Below are 18,826 nucleotides of genomic sequence, written 5' to 3'. Positions count from 1 at the left end.
TGACGCGATGCAGTGGATAAGGTACGCAAGCAATTCGGCCGCCATCGCGCCGATGCTCGCTCGTTCTGTGGGGCGATCCCGCAGCGTCACCGTGTGTCCTGCATGCGCTATAGAATGCGCAGCAACTTCGCCTGCTACGATTTCTTGATATGCTATTCTCGATGACATCGCAAGACGCGCATGCGCAGTTCGATAACGTCAAGCAACTGCTGCGAACAATATTTCAACCGCGCCGAATTCTCGGGATCTTCATCCCGGCCGGCTGAGCGCCAGCCCCCCTGAAACCCTTTGGACAGATTGCCGCAGCCGCGGCCGCGTTCGTCGGTTCAGTGCCCCGCGGACCGCACGCTTGCTTGCTGCCCACGTCCGCGCCACATGGCACGACAACGTGGAGCGACGCATCTCCGTGTCTCGACCCTGCGTCAGGATTTTTCGCAATGGCTTCCCAGTCAACAACCATTTCGGTTTCGCCCACCGCTCCGGTCGCGGACGTGCGCCCGCACACCTACGAAGTCCATGGTCGCATGATCCGCGACGACTATGCTTGGCTGAAAGCCGACAATTGGCGGGATGTCCTCAAGGATCCCGCGGCCTTACCTGTTGATATCCGGGAACATCTGGCAAGCGAGAACGCCTACTCGGACGTTGCGCTCGCGAGCACCGCTGCACTGCGCAAAACACTCGTTGCCGAGATGCGCGCGCGGATTCGGGAGGACGACAGCAGCGTGCCCGAACCCGACGGCCCCTATGCTTATTACACCCGCCATCGCGAGGGTGGACAGCATCCGTTGGTGTGCCGGCGTCCGCGCACCGTCGTGGTGATCCCCGGCCAGGGCGCCGAGACGGCGGCCGACGGGGGGCCGGAAGAGGGGGAGGCCATCCTCATCGATGGTGACCGCGAGGGGGAGGGGCTGGCCTTCTTCGAGATCGCCGCAGCAGTCCATTCCGACGACCACCGGTTGCTCGCCTGGAGTGCCGACACCAAGGGCTCGGAATTGCACAGCATTCGGGTGCGCGACCTTGATTCAGGCTCCGAGCTGACGGACCGCGTCGAAGCGACCACCGGTGAGGTGGTCTGGACCGCCGATTCCCAAGCCTTCTTCTACGTCGCCGTGGATGACAACCACCGGCCTGCGCGGGTCATGCGCCATCGCCTCGGTACCACGCAGGACGCTGATACCCTCGTCTACGAGGAGGCCGATTCCGGCTTCTTCGTCCATATCGAGGAGACGCAGTCAGGCGACTACCTCACGGTGACGGCCAGCGACCACGAGACGTCCGAGGTTCATCTGCTCGATCGTCGGACGGCGGAGGGCACGCTCACCGTGGTGCAGCCGCGCGAGCCGCTTCTGATCTACTCGGTCGAGAACTGGGCCAACCACCTCTTCATCCTCACGAATGCCGACGGGGCCGAGGACTTCAAGATCGTCACCGCCCGGGTGGAGGCTCCTGGTCGCCAGAACTGGGCCGACGTCATTGCCCACCGCCCGGGCGTCATGATCCGTCACCAGCACGTGATCGCCGACCATCTCGTGCGCCTCGAGATCGAGAATGCCCGCCCGCGCATCGTCGTGCGCGACACCAAGGGCAACGAGCATGTGGTGGCCTTCGCCGAGGAGGCCTACTCCCTCGGCCTGCAGCCGGGGCATGAGTTCGAGACGGCGGTGATCCGCTTCACCTACTCGTCGATGACGACGCCCGCGGAGACCTACGATTACGATTGCGTCACCCGGGCCCGGCAGTTGCGCAAGCGGCAAGCCGTTCCGAGTGGCCACAATCCTGCGGACTACGTCACCCGGCGCCTGTTCGCCACCGCACCGGACGGCGAGACCGTGCCGATTTCGCTGCTGCACCGGCGCGACTGCCCGCTCGACGGCACCGCCCCGCTGCTCCTTTACGGCTACGGCTCGTACGGGACGCTGATGCCGGCGGCCTTCCGCACCAACCTGCTGTCCCTGGTGGACCGCGGCTTCGTCTACGCCATCGCCCACGTGCGGGGTGGGACCGAGAAGGGCTGGCGCTGGTACCTCGATGGCAAGCGCGAGAAGAAGCCCAATACCTTCACGGATTTCGTTGCCTGTGCCCGCGCTCTGATCGAGGCCAACTACACCGCCCAGGGCCGCATCGTGGCGCATGGCGGCTCGGCCGGCGGCATGCTGATGGGTGCGGTCGCCAACCTCGCGCCCGAGCTGTTTGCCGGCATCGTCGCCGACGTGCCCTTCGTCGACGTGCTGAACACCATGCTGGATGGTGAACTGCCCCTGACGCCCCCCGAATGGCCGGAATGGGGAAACCCGCGCGAGAGCCTCGCGGCCTTCGAGACCATCCTGGCCTACTCGCCCTACGACAACGTGGCGGCCAAGCCTTACCCCGCGATCCTGGCGCTCGGTGGCCTGACCGACCCGCGCGTGACCTACTGGGAGCCGGCGAAGTGGGTCGCGCGCCTGCGGGCGACCATGACGGGGGGTGGACCGATCCTCCTGCGCATCAACATGGAGGCGGGGCATGGCGGCGCCGCTGGGCGCTTCGATCGCCTGGAGGAGGTCGGCCTGATCCAGGCCTTCGCCCTGCAGGCCGTCGGCAGGGCCTGAGGGCTCTCGCTCAAGGCCGAGGGGCCGCCTCGGGTTGCGGAGCATTCGCCTCCGGGGCCTGGCGGCGTGCCGCCTCGGCCTCGCGCGCCTGCACTTCGCGTGCGGCCTCGTCGGCCGCCTGCTGCGCCCGCAGACGCGCTTGGCGGGCGGCTTCCTCGGAGGCCGCTCTCTCGGCCGCCAGCTTGTCCGCCGCGGCCCTGATGGCGAGGACGCGGGCCTTGTCCATCTCGATGCGGGCGCGGCGCCGCTGGCGCTCGCTCTGGTCGGCCTCGAACAGCTCGATCTTCTCGAGTTCGCGCTGAAGCACCAGGGCGGCGAGCCCGTTCGTTACAGGTCCGGCGTCGATGCTGCGTTCGGGATATCGAATCGGACCGCTGAAGCCGAGCTGGATCGACGGGTTCGCCCCGCTCCAGCCCTTGGGCGACTGGCTCGCGACGAGAGACCCGCGCGCATCGATGCGTGCGTCCCGCAGGTCGACGCCGAGCGTCCCGATCCAGCGGGCGGATCCGAGGGTCAAGGTCAGCGGGCCGGCGCGCAGAGTGCCGCCGACGAGGCTCACAGGGCTGGAGACCGATCCCTTCACGGTGAGCGAACCTGCGCCGAGTTCCTCGGCCACGAGGGCCTGAAGGCGGCCCTCTCGCAGGGGGTCGTCCTCGGCCAGGGCCCGTGTCAGCGCTCGATCCAGGCCGGCCGGATCGGCCCCCGGGAGGCTGACGTCGGTGAGCGTGAGGGTGCCGCTGCCGCCGAGGTTGTTCATCAACCCGGTCAGGCTCTCACCCGAACTGCCGAAGCGGAGCTGGGCGGTGACACGACCTTCCACCGACCCCGGGCCGATCAGTCCGGGGATCGACGCGTCGGTGATCTGACCCTCGCCGGAGAGCGCGGCGGCACCGCCCTGACGTGTCGAGGTCACGCGTCCCGCGATGCGTCCGCCGGCGAGGGTCGCGTCGAGGTCACGCAGGGTCAGGGTCTCGCCGTCGAGGGTGACACCGAGGGTCGCGCCGGTGGCGGTAAGTCCACGCCCGAGCTCGAGGCTGTCGACCCGGAGGCCGAGGGAGACGGGTGGCCGGCCCGCCGGTACCGGCGCGAACCGCGCGCTCGCGGGGCTCTGCCCCGGCCCGCGCGGGGCTTCGGTCGGCAGGATGGTGGCGCTGGCCAGCATTGGCAGGGACAGGCGGGTCAGGGACGCGCTGCCGCCGATCGCGCCCTCGGCCGTGCGGGTGAGGTCGGCCGAGACGGGCTGGCCGGCGATCCGACCGACGACCCCCAGGCGCAAGTCCGGGCCGGCGCGCGACAGGCGCAGGCCGAGATCGGCCGGGAGCGGCCCGGGGATCGGCACGGCGCTGCCCGCCAGGGTGAGGAGTGGCGCGAGATCGGGCAGGGCGAGCTGAAGCTCGCCGCCTCGCGGCAAGGTCTCGGTGGCGTCGAGGCGGAGCGGCTGGACCGTCGCGATCGCGATGTCGGCGACCGTCCCGCTCAGGCGCAGGGCGAGGCCTCCGGGCGACGTGGGGTCATCGGACGGGGCGGGCACGCCGGCGATGCGCAGGCGACCGGGCCGGCGCAGGGCCGGGACGTCGGTGCGCCCGAACCAGGAGGCCGCGTTCGCCGTCGCGATGGTGAGGTCGAGGGTGTCGATGCGGCCGGCCCGGCTCAGAAGGTCGAGGTCGAGGGTGCCGCCCGCCGCGTTGCCCTTCGCTCCGACCCGCAGCGTGTCGGCCGCGCTCGCATCGCGCTCGATGTTGACCGCGAGGTCGAGGGCCCCGTTCCGCAGGAAGGCCGGGACCTGGCGGGCCTCCGTCACCCAGACTCGGTCGAGGAGCGCGAACAGGGGAGCGGCCACCGCCGCCGAGACCTGCCCGGCGATCCGACCCGTGCCGTCCGGACTGATCCGGCCCGAGAGCTTGGCATTGGCGCCGGCCAGGTCGGTGATGTCGAGGCTGTCGACCACGAGGCTCGAGCCGTCCGACTGGATGCTCGCCGCGATGGTGCCGTTGCCCCCATGGGCGCCGGCAGGCCCGTAGCGCACGTCCCGGGCCTGGAGCGTGATCCCGACATCGTGGCCCCGCAGGTCGGCGAGGGTGCTGCCCAGCACCGGCAGGGCGGCGATGTCGAGGCCCTGCGCGGCGAGCTGCGCGTCGAAGCGCCCCCGCTCCGTGCCCTCGGCCGCGATGTAGCGGGCATTGCCGGTGATGCGAGCCTCGCCGAGCCCGAGGCGCAGATTGCGCAGGGACACCGTGCCCGCGGCGACCGAGAGGTCGGTCGTCCCCTGCACGGGACGGCCGTCCATCACCGCCACGGCAGGGCCTTCGAGCCCGAGGCGCCGCAGGTAGCGGCCGAACCCGTCGGAGGCCGGCGTGTCGAGGGACAGGTGCCCGGTGAAGCGCAGGCCGGACTCGGTGTCGATCTCCCCGCTGGCGCCCAGGACCGCGGCGCCCGGCGCCGTGACGTCGAGCCGGCGCAGCACCACGCCACCGGTGCGGTCGAGGGTGCCGCTGGCGGCGAGGCCCGTCCATTCGTCGAGGCCGAGGGCCAGGCTCTCCACCGCGAGGTCGAGATCGACCATGATCGGCAGTCCGAGGCCGTTGCGGCTGCCGGTGCTCGGCACGCCGCGGGCGATCAGCGCCTGCCCGGCCGCCGAGGTCAGGAAGGCGTCGAGGTCGAGGCGACGGGCGGAGAGCGCCAGGGCACCGCGCCATTGCTTCAGGTCGAGCTGACCCGTGCCGCCCAGGCGCAGGGCCTGGCCGCCGGGATCGATCTCCAGGGCGACGTCGGTGAATCGGGCCGTCAGGCCGCGCCCCTTGAACTTGCCCGCGAGCGAGAAGGGCAGGTAGGCGCCCGCCGCCTGGACCGGCGGCCCGACGACGATCCGGGCGCTGCCTTCGGCCACCGCCGAGGCCAGGCGCCGGCCGCCCGTTCCCGTTCCGGCGGGGGCGAGGCCGATGCGGGCATCGGCCTCGAAGCGGGGCTGCGTGTCGCCGCCGCCCGCGATCTTCACGCTGACGCCGTCGGGTCCGAGCTCGCCGGTCGAGACCCGGAAGGGAACGCCCCGGCTGGTGCCTTCGGCCCGCCACGGTCCGACGAGGGCCGGCGCCGAGACCTGCAGCGCCTCGGCGTAGAACTGCTCCGTCCGGCCGGTCGCGGGCACCTGGGTCGTCAGCACGAATTGCCGAATCGACAGATCCTCGATGGCGAGGTCGCGCCGCAGGGCCGCCGAGAGCCCGCGCGCGGGCAGCAGCATCGCCTCGCCATCGGTCACGGGGAGCTTGACCTCCGCCCGGCCGACCCGCGTCTCGGTGAAGCGGATCTCGCCCTTCAGCAGCGGCGCCAGGGCGATCTCGGCCTTGATCCACTGCAGGTCGAGCTGGGGCTGGTCGAGGGTGGGCTTCTGCGCGGCGCCAGCCCCGGATCCCAGCCGCAGGCGATCGAGCTTGAGGCGCGGCGAGGGCAGGAGCCGGACGCCGATACGGCCCTCGGTCTGAGCGGCGACCCCGAGGGAGCGCGTGATCGTCCGGTCGATCGTGCCGCGATAGCCCTCCCAGGCCACGAAGGGCGGGACGGCGAGCGCCGCGACGAGGAGCAGGATGACGGCGCCCGCCAGCGCGGTCAGGATGTCACGCACCGTCTCTGTTCCGCCTCGTCATCCGGACCGGGTCCCGCTTCGCCGGCGGACATAGCACAGGCAAGGCCCCAGCGCGCCAGGGCCCGCGCCGCCTCCTGCGCTGCGGCTCAGCGACGGCCGGGAACGACGATCGGGGCAGGGGGCGCGCTCGGCCGGAACAGGTCGCTGCGCTGGATCTGCAGGCGCGACTGGTTGGTGTCGAATTGCTGGCGCTGCTCGATGCCCCGGAGTTCGCTGCGGTTGGACAGGCGCTCGTTGGTGGCATTCAGGCTGTCGACGCCCCGCGACGAGACCTGGGCGAGGGCCGGGCTGGCGGCGAGAACGGCGAGGCCGGCGAGAAGGGCGGGGGAGCTACGCATGGCGGCGTCCTTGGCGATGACGGAATGAGATCTGATCTGGTAAGACGACGCATCGTTGGAAAGGCGAGTTCCCAAATCTCAGGCTCCTGCGGCGCTGCGTCGGTGTCAGGCCGAAATCCAGGGGCGCGCCCTCGTCGACGCGCCGCGGACACGGGCATCACCCTCGACGCCGTTCGCGTTTTGGTCCAGGGATGCGGCATGACCCAGCACTCCGACGCGGCCGGCCCCACCGCCTCCGACGCCGCCCCGACCTCCATCGCCGCCCGTGCCATGGCCTCCCTGCGGCCGCAGGGCAGTCCCTACCTCGAAGGGCTGAACGCCGAGCAGCGCCGCGCCGTCGAGGCGACGGACGGGCCGGTGCTCGTGCTGGCCGGGGCCGGCACCGGCAAGACCCGGGTGCTGACGACCCGAATCGCCCACCTGATCGCCACCGGCAAGGCGCGGCCCTTCGACATCCTCTCGGTGACCTTCACCAACAAGGCCGCGCGCGAGATGAAGCACCGCATCGGCGGGCTCATCGGGCCGGCCGGCGAGGGCATGCCCTGGCTCGGCACCTTCCACGCCATCGGCACCAAGATCCTGCGCCGGCACGCGGAGCTGGTGGGCCTGCGCTCCGACTTCACGATCCTCGGTATGGACGACCAGCTTCGGCTGATGAAGCAGGTCATCGTCGACCAGAACATCGACGAGAAGCGCTGGCCGGCGCGGGCCCTGTCCTCGGCCATCGACGGCTGGAAGAACCGCGGCCTGCTGCCCGAGCAGGTGCCGCCCGGCGAGGCCCAGGCCTTCGCCTTCGGTAAGGGCGGCACGCTCTATGCCGCCTATCAGGCCCGGCTCCTGACCCTCAACGCCGCCGATTTCGGCGACCTGCTGCTGCTCTGCCTGAAGCTCTGGCGCGAGAACCCGGACGTGCTGGAGAACTATCAGCAACGCTTCCGCTACATCCTCGTGGACGAGTACCAGGACACCAACGTCGCCCAGTACCTCTGGCTGCGCCTGCTGGCGCAGGGCCACCGCAACGTCGCCTGCGTGGGCGACGACGACCAGTCGATCTACGGCTGGCGCGGCGCCGAGGTCGACAACATCCTGCGCTTCGAGCACGACTTTCCCGGCGCCGTCGTGGTCCGCCTCGAGCGCAACTACCGCTCCACCGGCCACATCCTCAGCGCCGCCTCGGGCCTCATCGCCAAGAACGAGGGCCGCCTCGGCAAGACCCTGCGCACCGAGGACGTCGCCGGCGAGAAGGTGACGGTGTCGGGCGCCTGGGATTCGGAGGAGGAGGCCCGCCAGGTGGCGGAGGCCATCGAGAGTCTCCAGGCCAAGCAGCATCCCCTCTCGGAAATCGCCGTGCTGGTGCGCATCTCGGCCCAGATGCGCGAGATCGAGGACCGCTTCGTCCAGCTCGGCCTGCCCTACCGGGTCATCGGCGGACCGCGCTTCTACGAGCGGGCCGAGATCCGCGACGCACTCGCCTATCTGCGCGTCACGGCCAACCCCTCCGACGACCTCGCCTTCGAGCGGATCTTCAACACGCCCAAGCGGGGCCTCGGCGACGCTACCCTGCAGGCGCTGCACGCCTATGCGCGGGCCGAGCGGGTGCCGCTGCTCCAGGCGGCCCGCCTCGTCGTGGAGACCGACGAGCTGAAGCCCCGCGCCCGGTCCGGCGTCCGCGCCCTGGTCGAGAGCTTTTCACGATGGTCCCGGCTGGTGGGGACGCAGCCGCATTCGGAGGTGGCCCAGACCATCCTGGAGGAATCCGGCTACACCGAGATGTGGCAGAAGGAGAAGTCGGCCGATGCGGCCGGGCGCCTGGAGAACCTCAAGGAATTCGTCCGCTCCATGGAGGAGTTCCCGGACCTCGCCGCCTTCCTCGAGCACGTCTCGCTGGTCATGGAGGCCAGCGAGCAGGAGGGCGCCGACCGGGTCTCGCTGATGACCCTCCACGCCGCCAAGGGCCTGGAATTCGACACCGTCTTCCTGCCGGGCTGGGAGGATGGCCTGTTTCCGAACCAGCGGGCGCTCGACGAGAGCGGCCGGGCCGGGCTGGAGGAGGAGCGCCGCCTCGCCCATGTCGGCCTGACCCGGGCCCGCAAGCGCGCCAAGCTGTCCTTCGCCGTCAACCGGCGCATTCACGGCCTGTGGTCCTCCACGGTGCCGAGCCGCTTCATCGACGAATTGCCCGAGGACAGCGTCGACGTGATCGATGCGCCCGCCCACTTCTCGGCCGGGGCCTCGCGCTTCGACCGGAACCCGACGCCCTTCGGCTCGTCCTACGGCACGCCGGGCTGGCAGCGGGCCCAGGCCAACACGGCGCAGTCCGGAAACGCCAACGGCTACGGGGTCGGCAACCGCTCGCCGGCCAGCCGGGGCGGCCCGCGCCAGATCGAGGGCGAACTCATCGCCAAGTCGACGGGCGCACCCTCCGCCTTCAGCGTCGACATGCGGGTGTTCCACACCAAGTTCGGCCCCGGCACCGTGGCGGGTGTGGACGGCAACAAGCTGACCGTTGATTTCGACAAGGCCGGCCGGAAGATGGTCCTCGACAGCTTCATTCAGGCGGCCTGATACGCCGGACGCCGTGGCTGCGGAGAGCGACGCACGGATGCGGACTGCGTCTTCCACGACACAGCCCGGGGCAATCGACAATTGCGGCCGCCTTTCCCCCGCAGCGCAGCATCGGCGCAGACTTTTTACATCATTTTCAAGAATAGTTGTTGTCACGCCCCTGTTGCGCCCGGCGCGGCATGGTGCGTGCAACGCAACGTACTGCGGTCATCGGGACCGTATCGGGAATCCACAGCCTTGAGGGACCCGCCCGGAACTCGAGGGCGGTCTCCGGATTGGCTGTGAAGCGGGCGAGGTCGAAAGGATCGCCGAAACGGGATCAGTCACAAGTGATGCGAAGCAAGTTCAGTAAGTCAGGCTCAGATTAAATCCAGGTTGGCAAGTCCGGTTGGAGTGTTGATCGATGAAGAGACGCCGCGCACGACTTGAACTCGTTGAGGACCGTCCGGTCCGGCTGCACAAGACCCGCTTCGACGAAGAACGCAATCTCAGTCCGATCCAGCCCCTCACCGACCGGCAGGCGCAGTACCTCGACGCCCTTGCCCTTCACAAACAGGTTATCGTTCTCGGCCCCGCCGGCACCGGCAAGACCTTCATCGCCGGGACCCGCGCCGCCGATCAACTCCGCCAGCGCCGTATCGCCAAGGTGATCATCACCCGGCCGAACGTGCCCTCCGGCCGCTCCCTCGGCTTCTTCCCCGGAACGCTGGAAGAGAAGATCGCCCCCTGGGTCGCGCCCCTGACCGAGACCATGAAGGAGCGCATGGGCGAGGCCGCCTTCGAGATCGCGGTGAAGACCGGCGACATCGAGGTGGTGCCCTTCGAGGTCATGCGTGGGCGCACCTTCAAGAACTGCCTCGTGATCCTCGACGAGGCGCAGAACACCACCACCGCCGAGATCAAGATGTTCCTCACCCGCATCGGCGACGATTGCCAGGTGATCATCAACGGCGACGTGTCCCAGACGGACTTACGCGAGACGTCGGGCCTTCGCACGGTGATCCACCTGATCAAAAGTCGGATGATGCCGATCCCGGTGGTAGAATTTACCCTCGACGATATCGTCCGCTCCGGAATTTGTGCTGAGTGGGTGCGCGCTTTCGAGGAAACGAATCTCTGACTCAGGTGTTGTCAGCGGCAGGTCGGAACGGGGCCTGCCGCTCACTCCGGTGCGCGACACAAATTTCTCGGCCTCGGGCGCGAGAGAACCAACCGGGTGCCGCGCTCGGCCAAAAGAGAATGGGAGTCTACACGTGAGGAAACTGACCCTTGCTTTCGCCGTGCTCGCCTCGCTCGGCGGTGCCAGCCTCGCCACCTCCGCCTCGGCCGCGCCGGGCACCCCGATGGGCGTGACCGCCCCCGAGACGGTGTCCACCGTTCAGATGCGCATGGAGCGCCGGATGGAGCGTCGCATGATGCACCGTCGCATGGAGCGCCGCATGATGCGCCGTCACATGGAGCGCCGCATGATGCACCGTCGCATGGAGCGCCGGATGATGCACCGCATGTGATCGGTCGCTCGATCTGACCGATCTGGAGAAGGGTCCCTCGCGGGGCCCTTTTTCGTTGGGCGCCGGGCTGCCCCGCGTCCCGGCCGGGCGCCGATCCGGGCGCCACTTGCTAGGAGATTGCCGGTATCGCGCCTGGGGCGCGCGCCCTCGATCGGGAGACCGGCCGTGACCTTCCAGACCTGGTGGCTGTTCTTCAGCGCCGTCTTCGTCCTGTCCGGCACGCCGGGGCCGAACATGCTGCACATCCTGGCGCGCAGCGTCCGCGTCGGCTGGCGCCGCAGCCTCGCCGCCATGGCCGGATGCCTCAGCGCCGTGGTCCTCGTGCTGGTGGCCTCCGCCGCGGGACTGAGCGCCGTCCTCCTGGCTTCGCCGGTCCTGTTCGATGGCCTGCGCTATGCCGGAGTCGCCTACCTCGTCGTGCTCGGCGTCCGGGCCTGGCGCGGGCAGGACGGAGCGCTGGAGATCCCCGGCCCTGGGGGAATCCCGGCGCCGGTCGGGCTGGGCCGTCTCTACCGCGACGGGCTGCTGATCGGCCTGAGCAACCCCAAGCTCCTGCTGTTCGCCAGCGCGTTCCTGCCGCAATTCGTCGAGCCGACGCGGCCGCAGGCCCCGCAATTCGCGATCCTGGTCGTCACCTTCGCGGCGGCGGAGCTGTTCTGGTACGGGGTCTACGCCCTCGGCGGCCGCCGGCTCGCCGCATCCCTGACCCGTCCGGCGCTGCGGCGGGCCTTTGACCGGATCACCGGCGGGATCTTCCTCGGCTTCGGCGCCATGCTCCTCGGCACGCGCTGAACCGGGGCAACTCGGCTCAGGACGATTCCGCGCCTCAATTCTTGGGCGTGGTGGAGCCGGTGGTCTTCGGCGAGGCGGGGGTCTTCGGCGACGCGGTGGTCTTCGCCGACGCGGTCATGGCCGCCGAGGCGGTCTTGTGGGCCGGCTTCGCCGCCTTGTCCTCGTCCGGCTTGCCGCCCTTGGCCGGGGCGAGGGCAGCGTGAGCCGCCTTCGCGGGCGCGGACTTGGCCGCAGGCTTGGCCGCGACGGGCTCCGGCTCGGCTGCAGCCACGGCCGGGACGGTGGCGGCGTCGGCGGCCGGGGTCGCGGGGGCGCCGTTGCTGAACAGGTTGCCCATCAGCTTCTTGTAGGCGGCCGGATCGCCCTCGGCGTCGGCCACCATCACGCGGGCGGGCTTGGCCGGCTCGGCCACCACGGGCTCGGGCTTGGCTGACGGCGCGGCGCCCTTCCGGGCGAGGTTCGCGGCGGCGGCCTTGGTGGGGATTGGAGCGGCCGCGGCCATCATCACCGGACGGCCCTTGGCGTCGACCTCGATCTCGCGCTCGCCGGCGGCCAGGCTCTCGGGGCGGCTGACGTCGCCGAGCTTGTGCTGGGCATATTCCTTGGGATCGTACGGCAGCTCGGGCTCGGGGGTCGATTTGCCGAGGCTCGCGAAGGTGAGAGTGCTGGCGGGCGTCTGCGGACCGCGGAACACCGGGTTCTGGCTGCCGTCGTCGTAGACCAAGCGGGTCGCGGGCGCGCCCTTGGCGATCAGGTCGGCGATCTCGCGGTTGTCGCGCTCACGCTTCTCCGCCACCTGGGGCTCGACCTTGGGGGTGCAGGAGCCGGCCGCCGCGTCGGCGCCGCCGAAGACGTACTTCGTTCCGCACAGGCCGACCCGCGGCTCTTCGCGCAGGGCCTCGAAGTAGTCGGAGCCTTCCTTGAGGTTCTTCCAGAACGGCGCGTTGGGGTCGTTGCGGAACTTGGCGATGTTGGTCGCCGTCATCCGGAACGGATACGACTGAAATTGGAATGCGCGCTGGCCGCCGGCGAAGGAATCGCGCGCCAGGGCGTAGATCTCGCCCATCGACTCGTCGGTCATGGCAAAACAGCCCGACGAAGAGCAGGTGCCGTGCACCATGATGTAGTTGCCGGTGCGCCCGTTTGCTCGGTCGTAGGCGTTCGGATAGCCGGTGTCGAACGAGAGATAGTAGGACGAGTTCGGGTTCATCTGACCCGGCGTCACGGTGTAGAAGCCCTCGGGCGCCTGACGGTCGCCCTGCTTGGTCTTCGGGCCGAGCTGGCCCGACCAGCGGCAGATCGGGAAGGTCTTGAGCAGGGCGTACTGGCCGTTGGTCCCGCGCTTCCACACCTCCATCTCCGCTTCCCGCTTGTAGGCGCGGATCAGGATGGGATCGCTCTGCGACATGCCCTTCTGGGCCATCAGCGCGAGGGTCTTCGGCGGCACCGGGGCCAGGGCCCGCAGCGGAACGCCACCGCCCGTCGAACCGTCCTGGCAGGCGCCGAGCGACAGGGCGAGCAGAGCGAAACCGGCGGCCACGAGCGGGCGCATAGCCATGGGGAACCTATCCTCAGTCACGCAGCCCCGGGCTCACGCCCGTGGCATGCCACTCCCCAACCCCTTAGCGTCGTTAAACTTACCCGGTTGTTACCGCAAGGAGACGGCCGCGGCGGCCCGGGCGGGATGTGGATTGCGGACATCACCGGCCCGTCGACGCGATCTCGCCGCATTTGACGCCGCGTCGGGCGGGCGGGAAGGAAAAGGATTGATTTCGCAGGTTTTTCGCCATCGCTCCGCCGCGCGTCGATGTGGCGAAACCTTGGCAGCGGCCGGCAAGCCGACGGGCCCATTGGTTCCCGCCTCGATCTGCGGCGGAGTGTCGCGATCTTAGAGCTTCCGACCGATCTCCATGAACTTCGCCGCGCGCCGGTCTCGGATCTCGTCCGGGCCGAGCCCCTGGAACTCCACCAGGGCGGTTTCGATGGCGGCCCCCGTCGCCTCGATCGCGGCCTCGCGTCCGCGATGGGCCCCGCCCGTCGCTTCGGGCACGATGCCGTCGATGATGCCAAGGCGCAGCAGGTCCTGGGCGGTGATCTTCATGGCGGTGGCGGCGTCCGACGCGCGACCCTGGTCGCGCCACAGGATCGAGGCCGCGCCCTCCGGCGAGATCACGCCGTAGATCGCATGCTCCAGCATGAGCACCCGGTTGGCGGTGGCGAGCGCGATGGCGCCGCCCGAGCCGCCCTCGCCGATGACCACCGCGACATTCGGCACGCCGAGGGCGAGGCAGGCCTCCGTCGAGCGGGCGATGGCCTCGGCCTGGCCGCGCTCCTCCGCCTCGATGCCCGGGAAGGCGCCGGCGGTGTCGACGAAGGCTAGCACGGGCAGGCCGAAGCGATCGGCGAGCTCCATCAGGCGCACGGCCTTGCGGTAGCCCTCGGGCTTGGCCATGCCGAAATTGTGCCGCAGGCGAGTCTCCGTGGTGGAGCCCTTCTCCTGGCCCAGCACGCAGACCGGACGGCCGCGAAAGCGTCCGAAGCCGCCCACGATCGCCTGGTCCTCACCGAAGGCGCGGTCCCCGGCGAGCGGGCTGAAATCCGTGATCAGGCCGGCGCAGTAATCGATGAAGTGCGGCCGCTGCGGATGGCGGGCGACCTGGGTCTTCTGCCACGGGGTCAGCCCGGCATAGATGTCCGAGAGGGCGGAGGCGGCCTTGGCCTCCAGGCGGCCGACCTCCTCGCTGATCGAGACCGCACCGTCGCGGGCGGCCATGGTCTTCAGCTCCTCCAGCTTGGATTCGAGCTCGGCCACCGGCTTCTCGAAGTCGAGATAGGAGCGCGTCACCGACATGGGTCAGGGATCCTTGTTCGTCGCCATCGCGCGCGGGGCGGCCGGGTCAGGGACGATGGCGGCGGAGGGCGTGCGGGAAAAGCCGCGACTGGGCGGGGGGTGTTGGCGAAGGAACTCCGCCTGTCAACCGTCCACAGGGCCCGGGTCGGGCTCGACCGCGGGACTCGCGGGCGCGGTTCGGCCTGACGTTCGGCCCGGGTGTCGAGGGGCTCGGACGCGAATCCGGCCCGGCAGTCTCCGCCGACGCGCTCGCCGGACACCCTCGTCAGACCCTCCCGCCAGGCAGCCATGCCTCACCGTTTCGGCGGCCAACCCGACCGGGCGGTCCTGCCGCCGAAGCCGGGCGCCGCTGGGCGAAGATCGAGGGCCTGACAACCGAGCCGCTTCGTCCCATCCGATGGATGGCGGTCGCCCCGGGCTTGCGTCATGGTGCGCCGCACGCACCGGGCAACCGTGGGTTGGTGCCTCGCCGTTGGCGGGACGACTCGCGGGATCCCCGAGGCGGTGTGTGGTTCATATCGCGAGAGGGCCTGTCGTGTCGGCATTTCCCAGCGGCGAAACCAACGTTCTCGTGCTCCAGGGCGGCGGGGCGCTCGGCTCCTACCAGGCGGGCATCTACGAGGCGCTGGCGGCCCAGGGCCACGCGGTGGACTGGGTCGCGGGAATCTCCATCGGAGCCATCAATGCGGCGCTCATCGCGGGAAACCCGCCCGAGCGGCGCGTGGAGCGAATGAGAGCCTTCTGGGAGCTCGTCTCCTCCGGGGTGACGGGAGCGCCCTGGTTTCCCGGCGAGAGGGCCCGGGCGGCGTTCAACGAGGCGAGCGCGGGCTGGATCGCCACCTTCGGGGTGCCCGGCTTCTTCACGCCCCGTTTTCCGCCCGCCGGCTTATATCCGGCCGGCGCGCCGGAGGCGCTGAGCTACTACGAGACGACCCCGCTCCGCGCGACCCTCGAACGCTTCGTGGATTTCGACCTGATCAACGCGGGGCCGACCCGCCTCAGCGTCGGCGCCGTCAACGTGCGCACCGGAAACTTCGCCTACTTCGACACCCGGCGGGACCGGATCACGCCCGAGCACATCATGGCCTCCGGTGCCCTGCCCCCGGGTTTCCCGCCGGTCACCATCGAGGGCGAGCCCTACTGGGACGGCGGCATCGTCTCGAACACGCCGCTGCAATACGTCCTCGACGAGGAGCGCGGGCGCGACCTCATGGTGTTCCAGGTGGACCTGTTCTCCGCGCGCGGAGCGATGCCCCGGACCCTGATCGACGCGGCCGAGCGCGAGAAGGACATCCGCTTCTCCAGCCGGACCCGGCTCAACACCGACATGAGCCTGGAGATCCGCAAGGCCAAGGCGGCCACGCGCAGCCTCCTGGCCAAGCTGCCGCCCGAATGGCTCGGCGACCCCGATGTCGAGTTTCTGCGAGGGATCAGTCACGACAACGTCGTGACGATCATGCAGCTGATCTACCGTCGCAAGGCCTACGAGGGGAATTCGAAGGATTACGAGTTCTCGCGCACGACCATGCTGGAGCACTGGGCCGCGGGGCTCGACGACATGCGCCGGTCCCTGCGAGCGCCCGCCTGGCACGACCGCCGACCCGACGCGAGCGGCATCTGCGTGCTCGACCTGACCCGTGCCGCGCAGGACTGAACGCCCTTCACCCCCAGGGAGACGAGCCCGTGACCCGCGACGAGATCCTCGAGACGCCCTCGATGCCCGCCTTCAGCCCGAGCTACCCGCGCGGGCCGTATCGCTTCCTGCGGCGCGAATACCTGATCGTGACCTATGAGACCGATGCGGACGCCCTGCGCCGGGCCCTGCCCGAGCCCCTGGAGCCGCACCCGGACAACCTCGTCTACTACGAGTGGATGAAGATGCCGGATTCCTCCGGGTTCGGCGACTACGAGGAGAGCGGCTCGGGAGCTCTCGCCAGCTTCAACGGCGAGCCCTGCAACTTCTCGATCCAGATGTACCTCGACGACGAGCCGCCGATCACGGCCGGGCGCGAGATCTGGGGCTTCCCGAAGAAGTGGGGTGTGCCCCGCCTCAAGCTCACCAAGGACACCCTCACGGGCACGCTGCACTACGACGACGAGCGGGTCGCGATGGGCACCATGACCTACAAGCAACGAAGCCTGGAGCACGATCTCGCCGCGGTGAAGCAGGGCCTGGGCAAGCTCAACGTCAACCTCAAGCTGCTGCCGGATGTCGGCGGCGGCCCGAAGGTCGCGCAACTCGTCGGCTATCGCCTGGAGGACATCACCGTCCACGGCGCCTGGGAGGGGGAGGCCCGCCTTCACCTGATCCCGCACGTGAACTGCCGGGTGGCCGACCTGCCCGTGCGCCGCATCGTCGGCGGCCGGCACATGGTCGTCGACTTCACATTGCCCTACGGGCAGGTGCTGCACGATTATCTCGCCTGATCGACCAGACGTCCCGCGTCGTGCCCGACCCCGCCCGGACCGGCCACCGCGCTCAGGCTTTGTTCGACCGCGCGCCTGTCCGGCGCGCTCGGGTTCCCCTCGCCGAAGACTGCCCCTAGGAGGCTTCCATGATCCTGAAATCCAAGACCGCCGTCGTCACTGGCTCCACCAGCGGCATCGGCCTGGCCTGCGCCCGCGCCTTCGCCAAGGAGGGAGCCAACATCGTGCTCAATGGTTTCGGCAAGCCCGAGGATATCGAGGCGGCGCGGTCCGGGATCGAAACCGAGTTCGGCGTGAAGGCGGCTTATTCGCCGGCCGACCTGACCAAGCCCGCCGAGATCGAGGGGCTGATCCGACTGGCGGAGGAGACCTACGGCTCCGTGGACGTGCTCGTGAACAATGCCGGCGTCCAGCACGTCTCGCCGATCGAGGACTTCCCGCCGGAGAAGTGGGAGCAGATCATCAGCCTGAACCTGTCCTCCGCCTTCTACACCATGCGGGCCGCGATCCCCGGCATGAAGCAGCGCGGCTGGGGCCGCATCATCAACACGGCCTCGGCGCACTCGATGGTCGCCTCGCCCTTCAAGTCCGCCTACGTGGCGGCCAAGCACGGCCTCGTCGGCCTGTCCAAGACGGCCGCCCTGGAACTCGCGACGCACGGCATCACGGTGAACTGCATCTCGCCGGGCTATGTCTGGACGCCCCTGGTCGAGAGCCAGATCCCCGACACCATGAAGGCGCGCGGGATGACCAAGGACGAGGTCATCAACGAAGTGCTGCTCAAGGCGCAGCCCACGAAGGCGTTCGTCACCATCGACCAGGTGGCGGCCCTGGCCGTGTTCCTGGCCTCCGATGCGGCGAGCCAGATCACCGGTGCCAACATGGCCATGGATGGCGGCTGGACGGCGCAGTAGCGCGGTCCCGCGTGGCCGCCTCGCTCCGTCCCGCCGCGACGGCGGGCGGAGCGGGACGGCCGGGGCTGGGTTCTAGCGGCGCCCGTGCAGTAGCAGGGCGAGGCCGTAGCCGACGGCGCCCGCGATCACCAGGGCGATGAACGGGTTCTCCTCGACGCGGTGACCCACCACCCGGCTGCCGTCGCGCAGGTAGGTGCCGCCGCGCTCGTAGGCGTCGCCGGCGTAATCCGAGACGTTGTCGGCCACGTCGCGCAGGGTGTCCTTGGCCTGTCCGTAGATGTCCTGCGCGCGACCCTCGGCCTCGCGGTAGCGGCCCTCGGCGGAGGTGCGCGAGGACCCCGCGAGGTCTCCCGCAGCGCCCTGAACCTTGCCGCCGAACTCCTTGGCGGCGCCGACGATGCGATCCGTATCGACCATGGTCTCTCTCCTGAACGCGGATGATGCGGGCCACCCGTCCGGGGTCGGGGGCGCCCGCATCCGACGTTCACAGAACGCCCGACGGCGCGAAGGAGACCCATGCCCGAGGGTGAAAATCTTCCGGTGCCGGCAAAGGGCCGTGTCGCGCGCCGCTCAGCCGCCAGCCCGGCCGCGGACCACGAGGCGACGCGCCACCTCCGTGCAGGCTCGGGCGAGACGCTCTCCCGGGGCCTCGCGCCGCGGCCGCACGGGTGCCTTCGCGGGGCGCTGCGTCCGGGGCGGGAGCGGGATGTGCACGAACAGCGCCGGGGGCGCATCGCGCAGGGCGCGAAAGTAGCTGGCGTTGCAGAGGTAGCGTCCCGCATCCCGCGAGGAAATCGCCGCGATCCCGTGCCTGCGCAGCGTCGCGAGGGCGGGGGCCGCCGCGGGTGAGCGGCGCGCGGGCGGGCCATCCGGCTCGAGGGTCAGGCGCGACGCGATCCGGCCGGAGGCATCGGGAAAGAGCCGGCTCGTGCGGTTGCGGCCCTGCACCTCCACCCGGACCCGCTTGGCGCGGGTCGCGACGCCGAGCATGAGAATCGCGGCGGGCGCCGCGGCGAGGGCCGGCTCCAGCCTCTCGGGGATCGCCGCGTAGGTGGTGCGCAGGATCAGCACGCGCACCGGAATGCCGCCGAGCTTCAGGGGCGCGAGGGCACCGATGCGGCGGGCCAGGGCCGCGCTCGGATTGCGCGGCACGCCGGGAAACGGACCGAAGCCGGTGATCAGCAGCGGTCCCGGCAT

Annotated in this window: 14 protein-coding genes; 8 read left to right on the top strand and 6 right to left on the bottom strand. The window is 70.0% G+C overall.

Going from position 1 to position 18,826, the window contains the following annotated elements; all coding sequences use genetic code 11:
- Positions 1-437: 437 nt before the first annotated feature.
- Positions 438-2,591: a S9 family peptidase gene (locus AC0IY1_RS18390; protein WP_471771412.1), complete on the top strand. Its 2,154-nt coding sequence runs from the start codon at positions 438-440 to the stop codon at positions 2,589-2,591.
- Between the two features lie 10 nt (positions 2,592-2,601).
- On the opposite strand, the gene AC0IY1_RS18385 is transcribed toward AC0IY1_RS18390, so the two are convergent.
- Positions 2,602-6,210, bottom strand: a complete 3,609-nt coding sequence (locus AC0IY1_RS18385; RefSeq protein WP_471771410.1) for an AsmA family protein — start codon at positions 6,208-6,210, stop codon at positions 2,602-2,604.
- Between the two features lie 107 nt (positions 6,211-6,317).
- Positions 6,318-6,569: a hypothetical protein gene (locus tag AC0IY1_RS18380; RefSeq protein WP_055945926.1), complete on the bottom strand. Its 252-nt coding sequence runs from the start codon at positions 6,567-6,569 to the stop codon at positions 6,318-6,320.
- A 198-nt stretch (positions 6,570-6,767) separates the two neighbouring features.
- Between AC0IY1_RS18380 and AC0IY1_RS18375 the strand changes: the two genes are divergently transcribed.
- The 4 genes from AC0IY1_RS18375 to AC0IY1_RS18360 all read left to right on the top strand — a co-directional run bounded on the left by AC0IY1_RS18375 (position 6,768) and on the right by AC0IY1_RS18360 (position 11,437).
- On the top strand, positions 6,768-9,134 hold the full coding sequence (locus tag AC0IY1_RS18375; RefSeq protein WP_471771408.1) for an ATP-dependent helicase: 2,367 nt from the start codon (positions 6,768-6,770) through the stop codon (positions 9,132-9,134).
- Positions 9,135-9,537: 403 nt separating this feature from the next.
- Positions 9,538-10,254, top strand: coding sequence for a PhoH family protein (locus tag AC0IY1_RS18370; protein WP_055945921.1), 717 nt, complete (start codon positions 9,538-9,540; stop codon positions 10,252-10,254).
- Positions 10,255-10,387: 133 nt separating this feature from the next.
- The gene (locus tag AC0IY1_RS18365; protein ID WP_055945918.1) at positions 10,388-10,645 is read left to right on the top strand and encodes a hypothetical protein; all 258 of its coding nucleotides are present in this window, start codon (positions 10,388-10,390) and stop codon (positions 10,643-10,645) included.
- Positions 10,646-10,810: 165 nt separating this feature from the next.
- On the top strand, positions 10,811-11,437 hold the full coding sequence (locus AC0IY1_RS18360) for a LysE family translocator (protein ID WP_471771406.1): 627 nt from the start codon (positions 10,811-10,813) through the stop codon (positions 11,435-11,437).
- Positions 11,438-11,471: 34 nt separating this feature from the next.
- On the opposite strand, the gene AC0IY1_RS18355 is transcribed toward AC0IY1_RS18360, so the two are convergent.
- Together AC0IY1_RS18355 and AC0IY1_RS18350 are read right to left on the bottom strand one after the other, a co-directional pair.
- Complete coding sequence (locus AC0IY1_RS18355) at positions 11,472-12,995, bottom strand: L,D-transpeptidase family protein (protein ID WP_471771404.1); 1,524 nt, start codon at positions 12,993-12,995, stop codon at positions 11,472-11,474.
- A 330-nt stretch (positions 12,996-13,325) separates the two neighbouring features.
- Positions 13,326-14,288 (bottom strand): acetyl-CoA carboxylase carboxyltransferase subunit alpha, encoded by a 963-nt coding sequence (locus AC0IY1_RS18350; protein ID WP_471771402.1) that lies wholly within the window; start codon positions 14,286-14,288, stop codon positions 13,326-13,328.
- 535 nt (positions 14,289-14,823) lie between these two features.
- On the opposite strand from AC0IY1_RS18350, the gene AC0IY1_RS18345 reads away from it, so the two are divergent.
- The 3 genes from AC0IY1_RS18345 to AC0IY1_RS18335 all read left to right on the top strand — a co-directional run bounded on the left by AC0IY1_RS18345 (position 14,824) and on the right by AC0IY1_RS18335 (position 17,629).
- Complete coding sequence (locus AC0IY1_RS18345) at positions 14,824-15,942, top strand: patatin-like phospholipase family protein (RefSeq protein WP_471771400.1); 1,119 nt, start codon at positions 14,824-14,826, stop codon at positions 15,940-15,942.
- Positions 15,943-15,971: 29 nt separating this feature from the next.
- A complete protein-coding gene (locus tag AC0IY1_RS18340) occupies positions 15,972-16,715 on the top strand; it encodes an acetoacetate decarboxylase (RefSeq protein WP_471771398.1) in 744 nt (247 codons plus the stop codon).
- A gap of 128 nt (positions 16,716-16,843) precedes the next feature.
- Entirely contained in the window at positions 16,844-17,629 is a 786-nt protein-coding gene (locus AC0IY1_RS18335; protein WP_103710517.1) for a 3-hydroxybutyrate dehydrogenase, read from the top strand.
- Between the two features lie 72 nt (positions 17,630-17,701).
- Here the strand turns inward: AC0IY1_RS18335 and AC0IY1_RS18330 are convergent, their stop codons facing one another.
- Positions 17,702-18,046: a CsbD family protein gene (locus AC0IY1_RS18330; protein WP_056277469.1), complete on the bottom strand. Its 345-nt coding sequence runs from the start codon at positions 18,044-18,046 to the stop codon at positions 17,702-17,704.
- Positions 18,047-18,199: 153 nt separating this feature from the next.
- Positions 18,200-18,826 carry a pyroglutamyl-peptidase I family protein gene (locus AC0IY1_RS18325; RefSeq protein ID WP_471771395.1) on the bottom strand — a complete coding sequence of 209 codons (627 nt, stop codon included), beginning with the start codon at positions 18,824-18,826 and terminating at the stop codon, positions 18,200-18,202.

The organism is Methylobacterium sp. AC690 (assembly GCF_979256535.1).
Note: the sequence above shows the minus strand (reverse complement) of the source record. Positions and strands in the feature narration are given on the sequence as shown.

Bases quoted from the DNA above. Each gene is read 5' to 3' on its own strand.
- AC0IY1_RS18390 (WP_471771412.1), top strand. From the start codon at position 438: ATGGCTTCCCAGTCAACAACCATTTCGGTTTCGCCCACCGCTCCGGTC.
- AC0IY1_RS18380 (WP_055945926.1), bottom strand. From the start codon at position 6,569: ATGCGTAGCTCCCCCGCCCTTCTCGCCGGCCTCGCCGTTCTCGCCGCC.
- AC0IY1_RS18375 (WP_471771408.1), top strand. From the start codon at position 6,768: ATGACCCAGCACTCCGACGCGGCCGGCCCCACCGCCTCCGACGCCGCC.
- AC0IY1_RS18370 (WP_055945921.1), top strand. From the start codon at position 9,538: ATGAAGAGACGCCGCGCACGACTTGAACTCGTTGAGGACCGTCCGGTC.
- AC0IY1_RS18355 (WP_471771404.1), bottom strand. From the start codon at position 12,995: ATGGCTATGCGCCCGCTCGTGGCCGCCGGTTTCGCTCTGCTCGCCCTG.
- AC0IY1_RS18350 (WP_471771402.1), bottom strand. From the start codon at position 14,288: ATGTCGGTGACGCGCTCCTATCTCGACTTCGAGAAGCCGGTGGCCGAG.
- AC0IY1_RS18335 (WP_103710517.1), top strand. From the start codon at position 16,844: ATGATCCTGAAATCCAAGACCGCCGTCGTCACTGGCTCCACCAGCGGC.
- AC0IY1_RS18330 (WP_056277469.1), bottom strand. From the start codon at position 18,046: ATGGTCGATACGGATCGCATCGTCGGCGCCGCCAAGGAGTTCGGCGGC.
- AC0IY1_RS18325 (WP_471771395.1), bottom strand. From the start codon at position 18,826: ATGCCGGGACCGCTGCTGATCACCGGCTTCGGTCCGTTTCCCGGCGTG.